We start from the raw sequence: 17562 nt of genomic DNA, 5'->3' as shown, positions 1-17562 counted from the left end.
CGTCGAAGCCGGGGAATGATCCCCGGCTTCGACGGGTGTCAGGCGTCCTGCCCGGCGCGCGCAGGCTCCGCCGGGACAGGTGCGGCAGCGGCGGAACGGTCCGGGAACAGCGACGGCAGCGTTTCCACGAACCGGGCCAGGCACTGGTCGCTGTAGCGCTCGGCCGTCTGCTTGACCAAGGCGTAGTCGTCGGCCTGCCAAGCTTCCAGGGGTGCGGCCACCGGCTCGTCCACCTGGCACTGCACGCCTTCGCCACCGACCAGGCGCAGCAGCTTGCGGGTATACGGGAAGCCGACGTGCTGGGTCTGGCGCAGCTCGTACTGGGTATCGGCATCGCCCAGTTCCTTGTAGATCAGGGTGAAGCCATCGGCGGTGATCTGCACCGGCCGGACCTCTGCCGGCACAGCGCCCGGATGCGCGGTGAAGTATTCGGCCAGGCGCAGGCGCACCTGGTCCTGCAGGTAACCGAAGGCCGGGTTCGGAACAGTCTCGACCCGGGTTCCCTTCAGCTGATCCTTCTTGAACGAGCTGCCACCGAGCGTGCCGGAAAACAAGGACACGGCAACCTGCGCGGCCACCAGCTTGCCGGTGGTGGAACGCTGCACCAGGCGCAGCGTCTTGTCGCCGACCGGCTGGCCATCTGCGCCCATCTGCAGCTTGACGCTCAACGGCACCCGGCCTTGCCAGGCAGGCACCTCCGCCACGGTGGCCGCCGCCGTGTCTTCCACGACGGCGACAGCACCGGCATCAGCTGCGGGAACGTCTGCAGCCGTCGCCGTGTCGGACGGGGTGGTTGGGGGCGGCTCATTGGCCAGCACAGGCGAGGCGATGACGAGGCTGCCGAGCAGCGCGGCCGCCAGCAGCGGTGGGTTCGATTTCATGGGGGATCCTTGGGTCGTGTCGGGCCAGTGCAGGCGATTCCGTTCGGCATCGATCATCGCAATGGCACAGCACTCCCTTCCATGTCCTTCCCCCTACCGCGATCCATCGCGGTCGACATGCCAGCTCGCCTTACCCGTGCGGATCGACCGGTTCCCGGGATCGCGTCGAACCCACCATCGGCAGCACGCCGGGAATCTTTAGCGCGGAGGCGCTGCCAGTTCGCGCGCATCCAGGAAGCCATCACCGTTGGCATCCTGCTTGTGGAAGCGCTGCACGATCACCTGCCGCTGCTGCTCGCGGCTGATCACCCTGCCCTTGCCACCGGGCAGCTCCTCGGCCGTCAGCACACCGTCACCATTGCGGTCCATGCGGTCGAAGGCATACAGCATCCACTGCACGTACTCGGCCTCGCTAACCCTGCCGTCGCCATCGCTGTCCATCCGCTGCAGATAGCTGGCGGTATCGGTGACCTGGGCCAGCGCCGCGCCCGGCAGCAACGCCGCCAGCAGAAGCCCGTACCCTGCCCTCACGCGCCCACCAGGCTGTAGCCCTTCAAGCGTGCGGCGTAGGCCTGCAACGCCGCGATACCGCTTTCCTCGGCCTCGCGGCACCACGCCTGCAGCTGATGCAGGCGCTCGGCGGCATCGTGGCCGCGGGCTTCCAGCAGCGCCGCCAGCCGCGCGCGGTACTCGACCAGGGTGCGGATGCGCGGGCGCTGCGCCACCCATTCGCTGAGCTGGGCACGACTGTCCGGCTTCAGCCAGCGGCCATCGTTGACCAGGCCGCGGCGCAGCCGGCGCGGCAGCAGGCGGCGCAGCTTGGCCCCAGCCTGTACGGCTTCCTCGCGCAGGGCCGGCATGAACACATTGCGCTGGTAATCGGTCATCGCCTGGAAGCGGTGCGACAGCAGCGCCTTCAGGGTCTCGGCGTCGGGCACGGCGATGTTCGGGCGCACGTCCATGGCCGGCGCCACCCGCAGCACCCTGGCCAGGCGCAGCGCCTGCAGCAGGCGGATCGCACTCCAGCCGATGTCGAACTCCCAGCGCCGCATCGCGAAGCGCGCCGAACTGGGGAAGGCATGATGGTTGTTGTGCAGCTCCTCGCCACCGATCCAGACCCCCCACGGCGTGAGGTTGGTGGAGGTATCGGCCGACTCGTAGTTGCGGTAGCCCCACCAGTGGCCCAGGCCATTGACCACGCCCGCAGCCCAGAACGGGATCCACGCCATCTGGATCGCCCACAGGGCCACGCCGGGCAGACCGAACAGCACGCTGTTGATCACCAGCAGCAGCACCGGCCCCAGCGTCGCGTGCGGGGTATACAGGTGGCGCTCGATCGCATCGTCCGGGGTGCCGCGCCCGTACTGCTCGATGTCCGCGCGCATGCCGCGCGCTTCCCGGTACAGCTCCACGCCGTGCCAGAACACCTTGCCGATGCCGCGGGTAACCGGGCTGTGCGGGTCGTCCTCGGTCTCCACCTTGGCGTGGTGCTTGCGATGGATGGCCACCCACTCGCGGGTGATCATCGAGGTGGTCAGCCACAGCCAGAAGCGGAACACATGGGCCAGCGCCGGGTGGAAATCGACCCCGCGATGGGCCTGGCTGCGGTGCAGGTACAGGGTCACCGAGAAGATGGTGATCTGGGTGAAGACCAGCAACACCACCAGCATGGCCCACCAGCCCAGGCCGAGCACACCACCGGTCAACAGGGACATCAGGGCATCAGGCATGGCAGCTCTCCGGATCGACGCGGGGATGGCAGACATGATGGGCGCTTGCGTTGCAAACTGCATCCCTGCGGCGATGAATCCCATCGCCATCCGTGGCACCGTTCACAGTTGGGGACCTGAGTTGTCGAGCCTTGATCCACGCGCCAGCGCCATGACCGCCGCCCCGCCCGTCGCGGAGCTGCCCCCCTTGATCGAACTGGACCGCGCCACCGTGGTGCGCGGCCAGGTGAAGGTGCTGCACGGGCTCAGCCTGCGCATCGCGCAGGGCCAGCACACCGCCCTGCTAGGCCCCAACGGCTGCGGCAAGTCCACCTTCATCAAGCTGATCACCCGCGAGCTGTACCCGCTGGCCCAGGGCGACGGCACGGTGGCGGTGAAGGTACTGGGCCAGAACCGCTGGCAGGTGGACCGGCTGCGCTCACAGCTGGGCATCGTCACCGGCGACCTCAGCAGCAACCTGGCCGACATGCCCGGGCTGACCGTGGAACAGGCGGTGCTGTCCGGCTTCTTCGCCAGCTACGTGGTGCCGGCCTTCCGCGAAGTGACCGCCGACATGCGCACGCGCGTCGGCGAAACACTGGCGATGACCGGCGCCCTGTCCCTTCGCGAGCGCGCCTATGCCGAGCTGTCGGCCGGCGAAACGCGCCGCGTGCTGATCGCGCGCGCGCTGGTCAATCGGCCGCAGGCACTGCTGCTGGACGAACCCTCCACCGGGCTGGACCTGGTCGCCCGCGAGCAGCTGGTGGCGACCATGCGGGTGCTGGCGCAGCAGGGCATCACCCTGGTGCTGGTGACCCACCACATTGAAGAGATCATTCCCGAGATCGAGCGGGTGGTGCTGCTGCGCGATGGCCGCGTACTGGCCGACGGCACCCGCGCCGAGCTGCTGCGCAACGAACCGCTGTCGGCGGTGTTCGGCGGCGCGATCACGGTGATCGAGCAGGAAGGCCGGCTGACCGCGTATGCGGGGTGATCGACATGCGCAGTGCAGCGGGCCGGATATCCCGGCCCACTGCACCCTCGCTCAGAACTTCAGCGCCAGCGCACGCGACTCGATCGGCGCCATCCGGCTCTGGTCCTGAAGCTGCAGGTCGCGCAGCTCATACGGCGCACCGAAGCCGACCGGCAACGCAGCCTGGTCGAACGGCAGCACCAGCTGGCCTGCGCCCGGGCCATCGAACCACGCGGCCGCATGTGCCTGCGCGACCGGCTTCAACTGGCCATCGCGGGCCGTGGCATACAGCGTGCCCCGCGCCTCATAGCGTCCGGCCGCTGCTACCTGCAGCGGCAGCGCCACCTGGCGGCTGGCCGGGTCCGGTGCCGCCTGGCCGCTGAAGCGCGCGGTCGGCCGTGCCACCGCGAAGGCCACCTTGCCATCGCGCAGCACGCCATCGGCCTGGGCGAACACCTGCAGTTCCCATAGGCCCTGCACAGTGCCGACATCGGCCGGGATCCGTACCTGCGCGCGCAGGCTGCCATCGGTGGTGCGCAGCAGGCGCTGCGGCCAGCTGCGGCCATCCGGCGCGACCAGCAGGGCTTCACCGCCCAGGCCGCCACGACGCGATGCCAGCTGCGCGGTGGTGGCGCCGTCTTCCAGCAGGCGTGCCTGCAGCTGCACGTTGCCACCGGCCAGCACCTGCGCCTGGTTGGCCTGCACTTCCAGCCGCAGCGGGCTGTTCGGCTCCAGCACCTGCACCACATAGCGGCCCTGCGCCTGCGTGCTCTGCAGGGTGTACGCACCGGCCGCACTGGTCGCGCCGGTGCGCAGCATGCTGCTGCCATCCCCCACCGGCATGCCGGCATCCTGCAGCGCGCGCGCATCGACGCTACGCGCCACGCTACTGCGGCCAGCCGGATCGCGCACCTGCAGGGTGTTGGCCGGCACTGCGCGGGCACCTGCGGCCGGGCTCAGCTGGATCACCGCATCGGGCGCCGTCAGCGGCAGGTCCAGGCCGCGCTGCAGCTGCGTGCCATCGACCTGCTGCCAGTAGCTGCGGCTGACCGAGGCATACGGCGTGGCCGCCTGCAGCGGCTGTGCCGGGTCCAGCGCCCAGGCAAACGACAACGGTGCGTGTTCGCTTTCATCAGCCGGCAGCGGCGCGGCCACCAATGCGGCAGGCACCTGATCGCCTGCACGGGCGGCCTGCAGCGGCTGCGCGGCCTGCGCCGTGGACAGGGACAGCACGGCCAGCACCGCACTGGCCAGCAGAGTGGAATGGTTCGTCATGGTCGTCTTCCTCACTGGGCCAGGTCGGTGCGCAGGATCGTGCCGAGGCCGAAGCACTCGCGGCGGCTCTGGTTGTGGCTGAGCGGCTCGGCATCCTTGGTGCGCTGCTTGTCGGTGAACCAGGTGGTGCCGGCGGCCTTCTGGCTGCTGCACTCCAGGAAGCCATCGGAGCAGGACGACAGCCAGTTCTGGGTGAACTCCAGGCCGACATTGGCGGCGTAGCCACCGCAGTAGCTGTTGCTGTCCCACACCGCCGATTCCACGTCGCTGCCGACCACGGCGCGGAACGGTTTGGGCAGCGCCGGGCGACCCGCGGTGCCGTACAGGTTCTGCGCGTTGTAGGTGGCCATGCTCGCCACCTGCTGCTGGCGCACCGCGTCGTTCTTGTAGCCCAGCAGCCAGCCCAGCGAGGTTTCGAAGGTGTTGCCGTTGAGCACCGCATCGGCCAACGGCGTGCCCGCCGAAGACGGTGCCAGTGCGTTGACCTTGCGCACCGTGCGGATGATCTTCGGATAGCGGCTGTCGTAGGTCGGGTTGGACAGGATCCAGCGCATCACGTTGCCGCCGTTGGAGTGGGTGATCACCACCAGCTGGGTGATGCCACGGCTGTCGATGAAGCTGGTCAACTGGTTGGCCAGGCAGCCGGCGGCTTCCGGCTTCCACATGTACTGGGTGAAGTCACAGTTGATGACGACGTAGTTGCTGCTGTTCGGCAGGCCCTGGCGCACGGTGTCGATGATCGCCGGCTGCCAGTAGTCCTGGGTGGCATTGGTCTGCGCGCCGGTGCCATGCACGAAGGCCACGCCAACCACGTCGGCGGCCTGCGCTTGGGCGGTTGCCAGCCCGAGGAGCAGGGCCAGGACGGTACTTCCTGTTGCGGTGCTGCGCATCGCTTCTCTCCCTCTGTCAGCGGATCCCCCCGACCCGGCTGGAACTGGACGGCCTGTCGATCACCGTTGTGCCGATGCTCATGGCGCGGCCGCGTGAAAGTCCGTGCGCTGCGCCCGGATTCAGGAGACTGACGACACTCAATGACGCTTTTCATACTGCTGCGATGACCATGCCGGGTCTGGCCGTATGACCGATGGCCACTGCGGTGTCGTATGGGGGCTGCGATCATGGCGCGATGTTTTCTGCCCGGAGCCTGCCCATGTCGCTGATTTCCCACCCTGCCCGCCCGCTGCTCGGCCTCGCCGTTGCCGCGGCCCTGGCCGGTTGCGCCGCCACCGCCGCCAAGCCGACCGCCGTCGAAGCCAACATCACCACCAAGGCGGTGGGCTATCTCGACAAGGGCGCGGTACCGGCCAGCCTCGACCTGGTGCCGGCACCACCAGTCGCCGGTTCGGCCGCCCTCGCCCTGGACGAACAGGTCAGCCGTGAAGCCCGTGCGCTGCGTGGCAGCCCGCGCTTCGCCCAGGCCGGCGTCGATGCCGAACTCGGCTTCCCCGAAGGCGCCAACCACTTCTCCTGTGCCGCCGACATCGACGTCGATGCGGTGAAGACCCCGGCGCTGTACCGCCTGCTCGAGCGCAGCCGGATCGACGCCAGTGCCGCCACCAAGGCGGCCAAGAACCACTACCAGCGCCCGCGCCCGTTCATGGTCAACGGTGAGCCGACCTGTTCGCCGAAGGACGAGGAAGGCCTGCGCAAGAACGGCTCCTACCCGTCCGGCCACACCTCGATCGGCTGGGCCTGGGCACTGATCCTGTCGGAGATCGCACCGGACCGCGCCGATGCCATCCAGGCCCGTGGCCGCAACTACGGCGAGAGCCGCCTGGTGTGCAACGTGCACTGGCAGAGCGACATCCTCGAAGGCCGCTTCATGGGCGCGGCCGCCGTGGCCCGCCTGCATGACAACGCTGCCTTCAACAAGGATCTGCTGGCCGCACGCAGGGAAATCGCTGCCGCGCGCAAGGCCGGCCTGCACTCCAGCCGCGACTGCGCCACCGAGAATGCAGTGCTGAAGATCCGCCCGCAGAGCGCGCTGTAAGCGGCGATCCGGGGTCGGATCCCTTTCCGCTGGAAAGGGCTCTGACCCCATTCGGCAACCGATGGGTGTAAAGCAGAAGGGCCGGCATTGCGCCGGCCCTTCTTCATTGCATCAACGCAGCAACCGCATCAGAACTTCGCGGTGAATTCCACGCCCCAGGTACGCGGCTCGTTGAGGAAGCCGGTCAGGTTGTTGAAGTCGATCGCGCCGACCACGCGGGTCTGGTTGGTCAGGTTGCGGCCGAACACCGCCACGTCGTACTGGCCGTAATCCCAGTTGTAGCCCAGGCGCAGGCCGCCTTCCAGCGAACTACGGCCGCGGAATTCCGGCGACTCGTAGATGAAGAAGTTCACCGCGCTGCGGTAGGCCCAGTCAGTGTAGGCGTACAGCTCGCTGCCATCGCTGAGCGGGAAGCCCACGCGCAGGGTCGCGTTGTGGATCCACTTCGGCGCCTGCGGCAGCGGGTTGCCGTTCACCAGCGCATAGGTCTGGCCGTTGATCACCGTGGTCGGGTCGGTGATGGTGCAGCCACCACCACAGATCGCCACCGCCAGGTTCTTGTCCTTGATCTCGGTGTCGTTGTAGCTGCTGCCGAAGGTCAGCAGGACGTTGTCGGCCAGGTAGGCCTCCAGGTCCAGCTCGACGCCCTGGCCGATGGTCTTGTCGGCGTTGAGCAGGGTGGCGGTGTTGTTGGTGCCGCCCACTGCGATCAACTGCTGGCCATCGACGTTGTAGCGGAACACGCTCAGGCCCAGGCGCGCGCGGCGCTCGAACAGATCAGCCTTGATGCCGGCTTCGTACGAGATCACCTTCTCCGAATCGGCCTGCGACAGGCCCGGGGCGAAGGCCAGGCGGCCCTGGATCGACGGCGCGCGGAAGCCCTTGGCCACGCGGGCATAGGCGTTGATGTCGTCGGTCAGCTTGTACACGCCGCTCAGATCCCAGCTGACGTCGTTGACGTCGGTGTTGGCCAGGTACGGGCCACTGACCGGGGTGCCGAACGGAACGGCCTGCAGCACGCTGGCGCTGAAGTCCTTCTTGTCCTGGGTGTAGCGCACGCCGGCACGCAGCTTGAAGCGGTCGGTGACATCGAAGTCACCCGAAGCGAACACCGCCCAGGCCTTGTTGCGCTGGTTCTGCACCACGTGGCCGGTCTGCGGATTGCCCGGGGCCAGCGAGTCATAGTTGAAGTTGTTGATGGTCACGTCTTCATCGAAGTAGAAGACGCCGGCCTGCCAGTCGAAGCGGCCCCACTCGTTGGACTCGATGCGGAATTCCTGCGTCCACTGGCGATGGTGCGGCAGGCCGTCAGCCGACTCCGACGAGAACGGGATGAAGCCCGGGCCGTAGTTGCCGGCGCCGAGGAACGCCGCACCGTAGCCACCGTCGATGTCACCGCGGTTGAGCGATTCGGCGGTTTCATAACCGGTGATCGAGTGCAGGGTCACCGAGCCGAGGTTCCACTGCAGGCGCGCGCTGCCGCCCCAGGTCTTCAGGTCGGAGAAATTGACGCCGTCGTTGGCCACCTTGTCGCGGTCGAAGTTCTCGACCAGCGAGTTGCCACCCTTCTCGATGATGTTGGCGCGGAACAGGCGGGCGGTGCCATTGAGCTTGCGCTTGTGCAGGTTGAACAGCGCTTCGAAGTCATCGCCTTCGTACAGGAACTGCACGCGGCCGGCGGCTTCGTCGTAGCCTTCGAAGCCGCTGTTGGGGGCGCCGACACGGGTGTTGTCGACCCAGTCATCGCGGCGCTGGTAGATCGCCGAGACGCGTGCCGACCAGCGGTCGGTCAGCGGGCCGCCGTAGGCGCCCTGCACGTTCCAGCTGTTGTAGCTGCCATAGCCGACGCGGATGTAACCATCGGCATCCTGCGACGGACGCGCCGAATCGAACTTGACCACGCCAGCCGGCGTGTTGCGGCCGAACAGCGTGCCCTGCGGGCCACGCAGCACTTCCACGTTGGCCAGGTCGAACAGCGGGAAGCCCTTCAGCAGCGGGCTTTCCTGCACCACGTCGTCGTACACCAGCGACACCGGCTGCGATGCATTGAGATCGAAGTCGGTGTTGCCCAGGCCGCGGATGTAGAAGCGCGGGAAGGCACGACCGTAGGACGACTCGATGTTGAGGCTGGGCACGCGTGCGGCCAGGAAGCGGATGTCATCGCCGGCCGAGCCGAGCACATCCAGCTTCTCGCCCTGGATCGCGCTGACCGCGACCGGCACGTCCTTGGCGTTCTCGACGCGGCGCTGCGCGGTCACCTGCAGGGTGTCGAGGGCAACCGGATCCTTGGCAGCGGGGGTTTCCTGGGCGGCTGCTACCAGCGGCAGCAGGGCGGAAAGAGCGGCAACGAGGGGGCGCGCGACCGGAAATCGGCCACGGGAAGTGCGGGTCGGGGACATGGCGGTAGGCTGTGTTTGGAGGGGTGGTAAAACGGCGCTACCAGATAATTGTTGCAATACAGCACCTGCCCCGCAAATGCCGGCCGTTCATGGCCCCGTCGCCCTGCCCCCGGTGCGCTCGCTAGACTCGGGGTTTTCCAGCGCCGCGGAGCCACCGCAATGACCCAGTGGTACTTCCATGCCTCCGCCCAGGCCGACCGCGTCGGCCCCCTCGATGACGAGGCCGCGCGCCGCTATGCGCAGGCCAACCCGCGCGCGCTGGCCTGGTGCCAGGGCATGGCGGGCTGGACGCCGACCGCCGAGGTGGCCGAGCTGCGTGCGCCGGGTGCGGGCCAGCCAACCCCGCCGCCGGTACCTTCCAACACCGCCGGCAATCGTGCCGACGATATCGAATTCCGCATCGTCGGCCATGAAATGCAGTTCGTGGAGATCGAGCTCGACCCCGGCGAAAGTGCGGTGGCCGAGGCAGGCGCGTTGATGTTCAAGGACGCCACGGTGCAGATGGACACCGTGTTCGGCAGCGGCGCCGCCAGCAGCGGCGGCCTGATGGACAAGGTGATGGCCGCCGGCCGCCGTGTGCTGACCGGCGAGAGCCTGTTCGCCACCGTCTACACCCAGACCGGCCACGGCAAGGGCAAGGTCGCCTTCGCCGCGCCCTACCCCGGCACGGTGCTGGCGATGCGCCTGGACCAGCACGGTGGCCGCCTGATCTGCCAGAAGGACAGCTTCCTGGCCGGCGCACGTGGCGTGCAGATCGGCGTGCAGTTCCAGCGCAAGATCATGACCGGCCTGTTCGGCGGCGAGGGCTTCATCATGCAGAAGCTGGAAGGCGACGGCTGGGTCTTCATCCATGCCGGCGGCTGCGTGATCGAGCGCGAGCTGGCCGCGGGTGAACGCCTGGACGTGGATACCGGCTGCGTGGTGGCCTACCACTCCAGCGTGGACATGGACGTGCGCCGGGTGGCCGGCATCAAGAGCATGCTGTTCGGCGGCGAAGGCGTGTTCCTGGCCACGCTGACCGGCCCGGGCAAGGTCTGGCTGCAGTCGCTGCCGTTCTCGCGCCTGGCCGGCCGCATGTGGATGGCCGCACCGCAGGGCGGCGGCCAGAGCCGCGGCGAAGGCTCGGTGCTGGGCGGCCTGGGCCGGATGCTGGACGGCGACAACCGGTTCTGACCGCCTCCGGTAGTGCCGGCCGCTGGCCGGCAACCCCGTGGACCGTTGCCAGTTTCCCAATGGTTGCCGGCCAGCGGCCGGCACTACCTTTATGAATAGGGATCTCCCCCACCCTGCCCGCCCCGCCACAGCTTCGGTATGCTGGCGCCCTTTCCTGAATCCGGCGCCGCGAGCGCACTGCCGATGAGCCTGTTCCGCCCCCGCATGCTGCTGTCCGTCGCCCTGATCGGCCTGCTGGCCGGCTGCGGTGGCGACCCGGTCCGTCCCACGCCGCCGCCGGCGCCGACCGTGGTGCCGCAGGCCAAGCCGATCAAGATCGGCATCGCTCTCGGTGGTGGCGCAGCCAAGGGCTTCGCCCACATCGGCGTGATCAAGATGCTGGAAGCCAACGGCTTCGAGCCGGCCGTGGTTTCCGGCACCAGCGCCGGCAGCGTGGTCGGTGCGCTGTATGCCAGCGGCATGGACGCCTTCCAGATGCAGAGCAAGGCGGTCGCGCTGGACGAAGCCAGCATCCGCGACGTGCGCCTGTTCTCCGGTGGCCTGGTGCAGGGCCAGAAGCTGCAGGACTACGTCAACGAGCAGGTTGCCAACCGTCCCGCCGAGCGCCTGAAAAAGCCGTTCGCCGCCGTCGCCACGCAGCTGGAAACCGGCGAGCGCTCGATCTTCGTGCGCGGCAACGTCGGCCAGGCGGTGCGCGCGTCGAGCAGCATTCCCGGTGTGTTCGAACCGGTGAAGATCGGTGGCCGCAACTACATCGACGGCGGCGTGGTCAGCCCGGTGCCGGTGGATGCCGCGCGCCAGCTCGGCGCCGACTTCGTGATCGCCGTGGACATCTCCAGCAAGGCCAGCGGCAAGGCACCGACGGACATGCTGGGCATCGTCAACCAGTCCATCTCGATCATGGGCCAGCGCCTGGGCGAGCAGGAACTGGCGCGCGCCGACATCGTCATCCGCCCGAAGGTGCTGGACATCGGCGCCGCCGATTTCAGCCAGCGTGGCACCGCGATCCTGGAAGGTGAAAAGGCCGCGATGGCGGCCATGCCGCAGATCCGCGCGAAGATCCAGCAGTTGCAGCGCGCGCGCGCCGCAGCAGCAGCACCGGCGCCGGTGGCCGCACCGAAGTGCGAGGAAGCTTCGCGCCTGGGCAAGCTGATGGGCCGCAAGGACAAGTGCTGATCCGTTGATGCCAGGCCACCGGGCACGCCTGGTGGCCGCTCAGGGCTCCAGCTGCGACAACGGCAACGCCTGGAAGCCTTTCACCGTGCGCAGCACGAAGCTGGAATTGGCATCGGCCACGCCACCGGCGTTGAGCAGCCGGTCCAGCAGGAAGTGCGAGAAATGCTCCAGGTCGCGCACGTAGACGTGCAGCAGATAGTCCATGTCGCCGGTCAGCGCATGGCAGGCCACCACCTCATCCCAGCCCTGCACGCTGTCCACGAAGTGGCCGATGGCGGCCTGGTCGTGCTTTTCCAGCTGCACGCGCACGAAGGCCTGCAGGCCGAGGCGCAGCTGCCGTGGCTCCAGCCGCGCGCCATAGCCGACGATCACGCCCTCGCTTTCCAACCGCTGCAGGCGGCGCAGGCAGGCCGAGGGTGAGAGGTTCACCCGCGTCGCCAGCTCGGCGTTGGTGGCGCGCCCATCCCGCTGGATTTCAGCCAGCAGGCGTATATCCGTGCGATCGAACTGGACTTCTCCGGCCATTGTTGCCCCGCAACATGGTGAGTACGCAAGGATATTGCGCCAACAAGGCCAATCGACGCAACTTTTGCAACCCTGTTGCGCGCCCCCTGCCCTAGCATCGTGGGTATCCCGTCAAGGAGTGCCCCATGGACCTCGCCCAGCCCCGCCGCGTCGAACACCAGCAGACCGACAAGGGCTACGTGCCGGTGTATACCACCGCGCTCGTCGAGCAGCCGTGGGACACCTACAGCGCCGACGACCACGCCACCTGGAGCACGCTGTACCAGCGCCAGCGCGAGCTGCTGGTCGGCCGTGCCTGCCAGGAGTTCCTGGATGCACAGGACGAGATGGGCATGAACGCGCACATGATTCCGCGCTTCGACCAGCTCAACGAAGTGCTCGGCGCCGCCACCGGCTGGACCCTGGTCGGCGTTGAAGGCCTGCTGCCGGAACTGGATTTCTTCGACCACCTGGCCAACCGCCGTTTCCCGGTGACCTGGTGGATCCGTCGCCCGGACCAGATCGACTACATCGCCGAACCTGACCTGTTCCACGATCTGTTTGGCCACGTGCCGCTGCTGATGAACCCGGTGTTCGCCGACTACATGGAGGCGTACGGCCGTGGCGGCGTCAAAGCCCACGCGATCGGCCCGGATGCGCTGCAGAACCTGACCCGCCTGTACTGGTACACGGTGGAGTTCGGCCTGATCGATACGCCCGACGGCCTGCGCATCTACGGCGCGGGCATCGTGTCGTCGAAGGGCGAATCGCTGTACTCGCTGGAATCGGCCGCGCCCAACCGCATCGGCTTCGACCTGCAGCGGATCATGCGCACCAGGTACCGCATCGATACCTTCCAGAAGACCTACTTCGTCATCGACAGCTTCGAACAGCTGATGCGGGCGACGTCACCGGACTTCACCCCGATCTATGCAGCACTGGCCGACCAGGCGCATCTTCCGGCCGGTGAAGTGCAGGGCGATGACCGCGTATTCCAGGCCGGCACGGGCGAAGGCTGGGCCGACGGCGGCGACGTGTAAGCGCGCAACGCACACCGCTTCGCACTGGAACGGCGCACCCTGGTGCGCCGTTCTCGTTTCCACCGGCCTGCACCGTTGCCACGGCGCAGGCGAGGGCAGGGCACTCAGCCGTCCACGGCCCGGCAGGAACCGCGCACCATCAGCTGCGGATGCACGCTGGCCGCAGTCGGCGCCTCCGGTACGTCGGTCTGCACCAGCATCGCGGCAGCCATGCGGCCGATGTCGGAGACGTGGCGGCGCACCGACGTCAGCGGCGGCCACAGCCGCGAGGCCAGCGGGCTGTCGTCGTAGCTGACGATCGACAACTGCTGCGGCACCGCGATGCCCGCGCGCAATGCCACCTGGTAGACGCCAGCGGCCATTTCATCGTTACCGGCGAAGATCGCACTGGGGCGTTGTCCACCCATCAGCAGCCGCTCGGCGGCATGCACGCCGGACTCGAAGGTGTCGCCCGCTTCCAGCACGCGCTCGCCCGGCAGGGTCAGCCCCACCTGGGCCAGCCGATCGAGGAAACCATGGGTGCGCTCGCGTGCGCTACGACGATCTCCCGGACCCGCAATCACCGCGATATCGCGATGGCCCAGCGAGAGCAGGTAGCCCGCAGCCGCGGCGGCACCATCGCGATCGTGGGTGACCACCGCCTGCACGTCTTCCTCCGATGCATGCGCGTTGATGCGGATGTAGCGGCAGTCGATCGCGTCCAGCATCTGCGCCAACGCCACCGACTCGGAGGCGCGCGGGCCAAGGATCACGCCATGCAGTTTCTGCTGCTGCACGAAGCGACGCACGCCGTCCGCACAGTCCGGATCCTGGCTGTTGCACGGGTGCACCACCAGCTCATAGCCGGTGCCGCGCAGCGCTTCCAGTGCGCCGTGCTGCAGGTCGACAATGCATTGGGCACCGGGGTCGTCGTACACCAGGCCGATCAGGAAGGAGCGGCGGAACGCGAGTCCGCGCGCCAGCGGGTCGGGCACGTAACCGACCTCGCGCATCAACGCCTCGACCTTGTCGCGGGTGTCTTTGCGCACCAGCGGCGAGTTGTTGATGATTCTTGAAACCGTTTTCTTGGAAACTCCCGACAGTCGTGCGATGTCGTTGATCGTGGCAGCCTTGCCCTTCGATGCCGGCAACGCGGCATCGCTAATATTTCGCACTGACATGTATAGAACCAGGTAAGTCGGAGAATTCTAGCCTTGCGCCCGTCGGGCGCGAAGTTGCGGAATGTCGCAGCGGATCTGAATCGTGTCGTGTTCGACACGTTCTGCTGCGCGAGGTTCCATTGTGATCGCTCTACTGCCTCTGCATCTGAACCGTTCTTCCGCGCGTGTTCACCCTGAATGCGGACGCGACGCGCGCGAACGCCAACATTCCCTTAACCATGCTCCGCTACAGTCAGGTGCATGGACCTGCAGACCTCTCCGTTTCCGCCGTTCCGTGGCCGCGACCGGTTGATCGCCGCGGTCGACGCGGCGATGACCTCCGGTGATGCCGGGCGCATCACCGCCGACCTGCAGCTGGCGCTGCAGGAAGCCATAACCGACAGCCGCATCGAATTGCCCGAATGCGTGCATCGGCCGGTCAGTGATCATTACGCGCGACGTCCGCTGTACCACAGCCGCGAACACGGCTACAGCGTGATTGCCATGAGCTGGGGCCCAGGGCAGGGCACGCCGCTGCACGACCACGATGCCATGTGGTGTGTGGAGGGAGTGTGGTTGGGCGAACTGGAGATCACCCGTTACGAGCTGCTGGAGCGCGCCGGCGAGCGCTGGCGTTTCCACCGCCACGCCGCGCTGCGCGGGGGCTTCGGCAGTGCCGGCAGCCTGATCCCGCCGCACGAGTATCACACCCTGCGCAACGCCAGCGATGACGCGTTGGCGATCTCGGTGCACGTGTACGAGGCGCAGATGGAGCGCTCGGCGGTGTTCGACCCGCTCGGCGGCGACTGGTACCAGCGCCGCATCCAGGCACTGCAGGCCGACCCCGCCTGAGCCAGGCACGGGGGCAGGGTGCTGCCAGCACCTTCGCGATCCACGTGGCATCATGCGCCGCTGCGCTGCCGGACCCGGCAGCGATCCGCGATGCCCGGTCGGGCAAGGAGCAAGACGATGTCCAGCGCTGATCCGCGCCTGCGCGCGCTGTTGAAGCTGGCACCGGTGATCCCGGTGTACACCCCCGAAGATGTGAATGAAGCGGTCGATGTCGCCCAGGCGTTGTTCCGCGGCGGCCTGCCGGTGATCGAAGTGACACTGCGCACGCCGCAGGCGCTGGATGCGATCAAGGCGATGGTCGAGGCTGTGCCGGATGCGGTGATCGGCGCCGGCACCGTACTCAACGCCGCGCAGATGCAGGCAGCGAAGCAGGCCGGTGCGCGCTTCGCGGTCTCCCCGGGTGCAACACCGGCGCTGTATGCGGCCGCGCGTGATGCCGACCTGCCGTACCTGCCCGGTGCGGCCTCCGCCTCGGACCTGATCCTGGGCCTGGAGCACGGCCACGACACCTTCAAGTTCTTCCCGGCGGTGCAGGCCGGTGGCGCTGCGCTGCTGGCGGCCTGGCACGGCCCGTTCGCCGATGTGCGCTTCTGCCCGACCGGTGGCATCAGTGCGCAGACCGCGCCGCAGTTCCTGCACCTGCCCAACGTGCTGTGCGTGGGCGGTTCGTGGCTGACCACCCCGGCGCTGCTGCAGACCCGCGACTGGGACGCGATCGAGCGCCTCGCCCGCGAGGCGTCCGTGCTGGCCAGCTGAACCCGCTCCACGAATCTTCAAAGGTTTGATCGTGATCAAAGCGCCGGCCTCGTGCCGGCGTCATTCTGTGGGCAAGCGCACTACGGAGATCCGAACATGAATTCGACCATGAAGGCCGCTGTCGTGCGTGAGTTCGGCAAGCCACTGGTGATCGAGGAAGTCTCGGTACCGCGCCCGGGGGCGGGCGAGGTGCTGGTCAAGATCGAGGCCTGTGGCGTCTGCCACACCGACCTGCACGCCGCCGAGGGCGACTGGCCGGTGAAACCGAACCCGCCGTTCATCCCCGGCCACGAGGGCGTGGGGCACGTCGTGGCCGTGGGAGGCGGGGTAGGGCACGTCAAGGAAGGCGACAGGGTCGGCATCCCCTGGTTGTACTCGGCGTGTGGCCATTGCGAACACTGCCTGGGTGGCTGGGAAACGCTGTGCGAGACACAGCGCAACACCGGTTACTCGGTCAACGGCGGCTTCGCCGAGTACGCACTGGCCGATGCCAACTATGTCGGCCTGCTTCCGAAGGACGTGGGCTTCGTCGAGATCGCGCCGGTGCTGTGTGCCGGCGTGACCGTCTACAAGGGCCTGAAGGTCACCGACACCAAACCCGGTGACTGGGTGGCGATTTCCGGCATCGGTGGCCTGGGCCACATGGCGGTGCAGTACGCTCGCGCGATGGGCCTGAACGTGGCTGCGGTGGATGTGGACGACAACAAGCTGGCATTGGCCCGGCAGCTTGGCGCGCAGATCACCGTGAACGCGCGTACCACCGATCCGGCCGCCTTCCTCAGGAAGGAAATCGGCGGCGCGCACGGTGCGCTGGTCACCGCGGTGTCGCCGAAGGCGTTCGAGCAGGCGCTGGGCATGGTCCGCCGTGGCGGCACCGTCTCGCTCAACGGACTGCCGCCCGGTAACTTCCCGCTGGACATCTTCGGCATGGTGCTCAACGGCATCACCGTGCGTGGCTCGATCGTCGGCACCCGGCTGGACCTGCAGGAGTCGCTGCAGTTCGCGGCCGAAGGCAAGGTTGCGGCCACGGTCAGCACCGACCGCCTGGAAAACATCAACGACGTGTTCGCGCGCATGCATGCGGGCACCATCGAAGGCCGCGTGGTGCTCGATTTCGCCGCCTGACCGCCTGTGCATGGCCGCCGTCGCTCCGTCCCCCTCTCCCACGGACGCGGCGGCCATGCCGATCCATCGGTAGTGCCGGCCGCCGGCCCGCAACCCCAGGCACTTCGCGCCGCCGTACAATGCGCGCATGCCCGGCCTGCTCAAGACCCTGTTCCTGTCCATCGTCGCCCTGATCGGCGGCGTGCTGTCGCTTGCGCTGGTCAGCAGCGTCGCTAGCTGGCTGCCTCCGCTGCTGGGCCTGTCGCCGGACAACAACAGTGTGCAGCTGGGGTGGGATCTCACCTTCAGCGTGCTCGGTGGCATCGCCGGCATTTCCTTCGCCACCTATTACGCCCCCTGCTGGCCGCGTTCGCATGGCTTCTCGATCTGGTCGCTGATCGCGCTGGGCTGTGGCTACGCCATGTGGACGGCCGGTGCGGATTTCCCGTTCTGGTTCGTCATTTCGCTGCTGGCATCGCTGCCGTTGCAACTGCTGGTCGGCTGGTGGTTCGGCCGTCGCGCCTCGCGCGATCCGCGCTGAGCATATACAGGTAGTGCCGGCCGCTGGCCGGCAACCTCGGCCATCCTACT

The 17562-nt window shown here is 67.8% G+C and carries 17 protein-coding genes; 9 read left to right on the top strand and 8 right to left on the bottom strand.

The features are described 5' to 3' along the window. Positions 1-38: 38 nt before the first annotated feature. The 3 genes from ACUZUJ_RS00310 to ACUZUJ_RS00300 all read right to left on the bottom strand — a co-directional run bounded on the left by ACUZUJ_RS00310 (position 39) and on the right by ACUZUJ_RS00300 (position 2611). On the bottom strand, positions 39-881 hold the full coding sequence (locus ACUZUJ_RS00310; RefSeq protein ID WP_049445955.1) for a hypothetical protein: 843 nt from the start codon (positions 879-881) through the stop codon (positions 39-41). Between the two features lie 198 nt (positions 882-1079). Next, the gene (locus tag ACUZUJ_RS00305; protein ID WP_014035450.1) at positions 1080-1412 is read right to left on the bottom strand and encodes an EF-hand domain-containing protein; all 333 of its coding nucleotides are present in this window, start codon (positions 1410-1412) and stop codon (positions 1080-1082) included. Then, the gene (locus tag ACUZUJ_RS00300) at positions 1409-2611 is read right to left on the bottom strand and encodes a DesA family fatty acid desaturase (protein ID WP_119007384.1); all 1203 of its coding nucleotides are present in this window, start codon (positions 2609-2611) and stop codon (positions 1409-1411) included. The genes ACUZUJ_RS00305 and ACUZUJ_RS00300 overlap by 4 nt, the downstream gene beginning before the upstream one ends. Positions 2612-2762: 151 nt before the next feature. On the opposite strand from ACUZUJ_RS00300, the gene ACUZUJ_RS00295 reads away from it, so the two are divergent. Beyond that, positions 2763-3584, top strand: a complete 822-nt coding sequence (locus tag ACUZUJ_RS00295) for an ABC transporter ATP-binding protein (protein WP_049445731.1) — start codon at positions 2763-2765, stop codon at positions 3582-3584. Positions 3585-3635: 51 nt separating this feature from the next. Here the strand turns inward: ACUZUJ_RS00295 and ACUZUJ_RS00290 are convergent, their stop codons facing one another. Beyond that, positions 3636-4838: a DUF4785 domain-containing protein gene (locus ACUZUJ_RS00290; protein WP_049445734.1), complete on the bottom strand. Its 1203-nt coding sequence runs from the start codon at positions 4836-4838 to the stop codon at positions 3636-3638. Positions 4839-4849: 11 nt separating this feature from the next. After that, a complete protein-coding gene (locus ACUZUJ_RS00285; protein WP_014035446.1) occupies positions 4850-5728 on the bottom strand; it encodes a hypothetical protein in 879 nt (292 codons plus the stop codon). Between the two features lie 260 nt (positions 5729-5988). Between ACUZUJ_RS00285 and ACUZUJ_RS00280 the strand changes: the two genes are divergently transcribed. Then, complete coding sequence (locus tag ACUZUJ_RS00280) at positions 5989-6828, top strand: acid phosphatase (RefSeq protein WP_049445739.1); 840 nt, start codon at positions 5989-5991, stop codon at positions 6826-6828. A gap of 128 nt (positions 6829-6956) precedes the next feature. Here ACUZUJ_RS00280 and ACUZUJ_RS00275 read toward each other — a convergent pair whose 3' ends face one another. Then, positions 6957-9227: a TonB-dependent receptor gene (locus ACUZUJ_RS00275; protein WP_049445741.1), complete on the bottom strand. Its 2271-nt coding sequence runs from the start codon at positions 9225-9227 to the stop codon at positions 6957-6959. A 159-nt stretch (positions 9228-9386) separates the two neighbouring features. Between ACUZUJ_RS00275 and ACUZUJ_RS00270 the strand changes: the two genes are divergently transcribed. Together ACUZUJ_RS00270 and ACUZUJ_RS00265 are read left to right on the top strand one after the other, a co-directional pair. Next, a complete protein-coding gene (locus tag ACUZUJ_RS00270) occupies positions 9387-10400 on the top strand; it encodes a TIGR00266 family protein (protein WP_119007387.1) in 1014 nt (337 codons plus the stop codon). A 183-nt stretch (positions 10401-10583) separates the two neighbouring features. Further along, on the top strand, positions 10584-11576 hold the full coding sequence (locus ACUZUJ_RS00265; protein ID WP_014035442.1) for a patatin-like phospholipase family protein: 993 nt from the start codon (positions 10584-10586) through the stop codon (positions 11574-11576). Between the two features lie 39 nt (positions 11577-11615). On the opposite strand, the gene ACUZUJ_RS00260 is transcribed toward ACUZUJ_RS00265, so the two are convergent. Further along, on the bottom strand, positions 11616-12101 hold the full coding sequence (locus tag ACUZUJ_RS00260) for an Lrp/AsnC family transcriptional regulator (RefSeq protein ID WP_049446786.1): 486 nt from the start codon (positions 12099-12101) through the stop codon (positions 11616-11618). 125 nt (positions 12102-12226) lie between these two features. Between ACUZUJ_RS00260 and phhA the strand changes: the two genes are divergently transcribed. Continuing rightward, positions 12227-13120 carry a phenylalanine 4-monooxygenase gene (gene phhA, locus ACUZUJ_RS00255; RefSeq protein WP_458220287.1) on the top strand — a complete coding sequence of 298 codons (894 nt, stop codon included), beginning with the start codon at positions 12227-12229 and terminating at the stop codon, positions 13118-13120. A gap of 104 nt (positions 13121-13224) precedes the next feature. On the opposite strand, the gene ACUZUJ_RS00250 is transcribed toward phhA, so the two are convergent. Further along, positions 13225-14280 carry a LacI family DNA-binding transcriptional regulator gene (locus ACUZUJ_RS00250; RefSeq protein WP_430346819.1) on the bottom strand — a complete coding sequence of 352 codons (1056 nt, stop codon included), beginning with the start codon at positions 14278-14280 and terminating at the stop codon, positions 13225-13227. A gap of 240 nt (positions 14281-14520) precedes the next feature. Between ACUZUJ_RS00250 and ACUZUJ_RS00245 the strand changes: the two genes are divergently transcribed. The 4 genes from ACUZUJ_RS00245 (at position 14521) to ACUZUJ_RS00230 (ending at position 17512) form a co-directional block, all read left to right on the top strand. Further along, a complete protein-coding gene (locus tag ACUZUJ_RS00245; RefSeq protein WP_101764635.1) occupies positions 14521-15111 on the top strand; it encodes a cysteine dioxygenase family protein in 591 nt (196 codons plus the stop codon). A gap of 117 nt (positions 15112-15228) precedes the next feature. Beyond that, on the top strand, positions 15229-15867 hold the full coding sequence (gene eda, locus ACUZUJ_RS00240; RefSeq protein ID WP_101764634.1) for a bifunctional 4-hydroxy-2-oxoglutarate aldolase/2-dehydro-3-deoxy-phosphogluconate aldolase: 639 nt from the start codon (positions 15229-15231) through the stop codon (positions 15865-15867). Between the two features lie 96 nt (positions 15868-15963). Further along, positions 15964-16992 carry an alcohol dehydrogenase AdhP gene (gene adhP, locus ACUZUJ_RS00235; protein ID WP_014035436.1) on the top strand — a complete coding sequence of 343 codons (1029 nt, stop codon included), beginning with the start codon at positions 15964-15966 and terminating at the stop codon, positions 16990-16992. A 127-nt stretch (positions 16993-17119) separates the two neighbouring features. Next, positions 17120-17512 carry a hypothetical protein gene (locus ACUZUJ_RS00230; RefSeq protein ID WP_014035435.1) on the top strand — a complete coding sequence of 131 codons (393 nt, stop codon included), beginning with the start codon at positions 17120-17122 and terminating at the stop codon, positions 17510-17512. Positions 17513-17562 lie beyond the last annotated feature (50 nt).

Source organism: Stenotrophomonas sp. S4 (assembly GCF_054187805.2).
The sequence above is the reverse complement of the archived record's forward strand: the minus strand, read 5'-3'. Positions and strand labels throughout refer to the sequence as shown.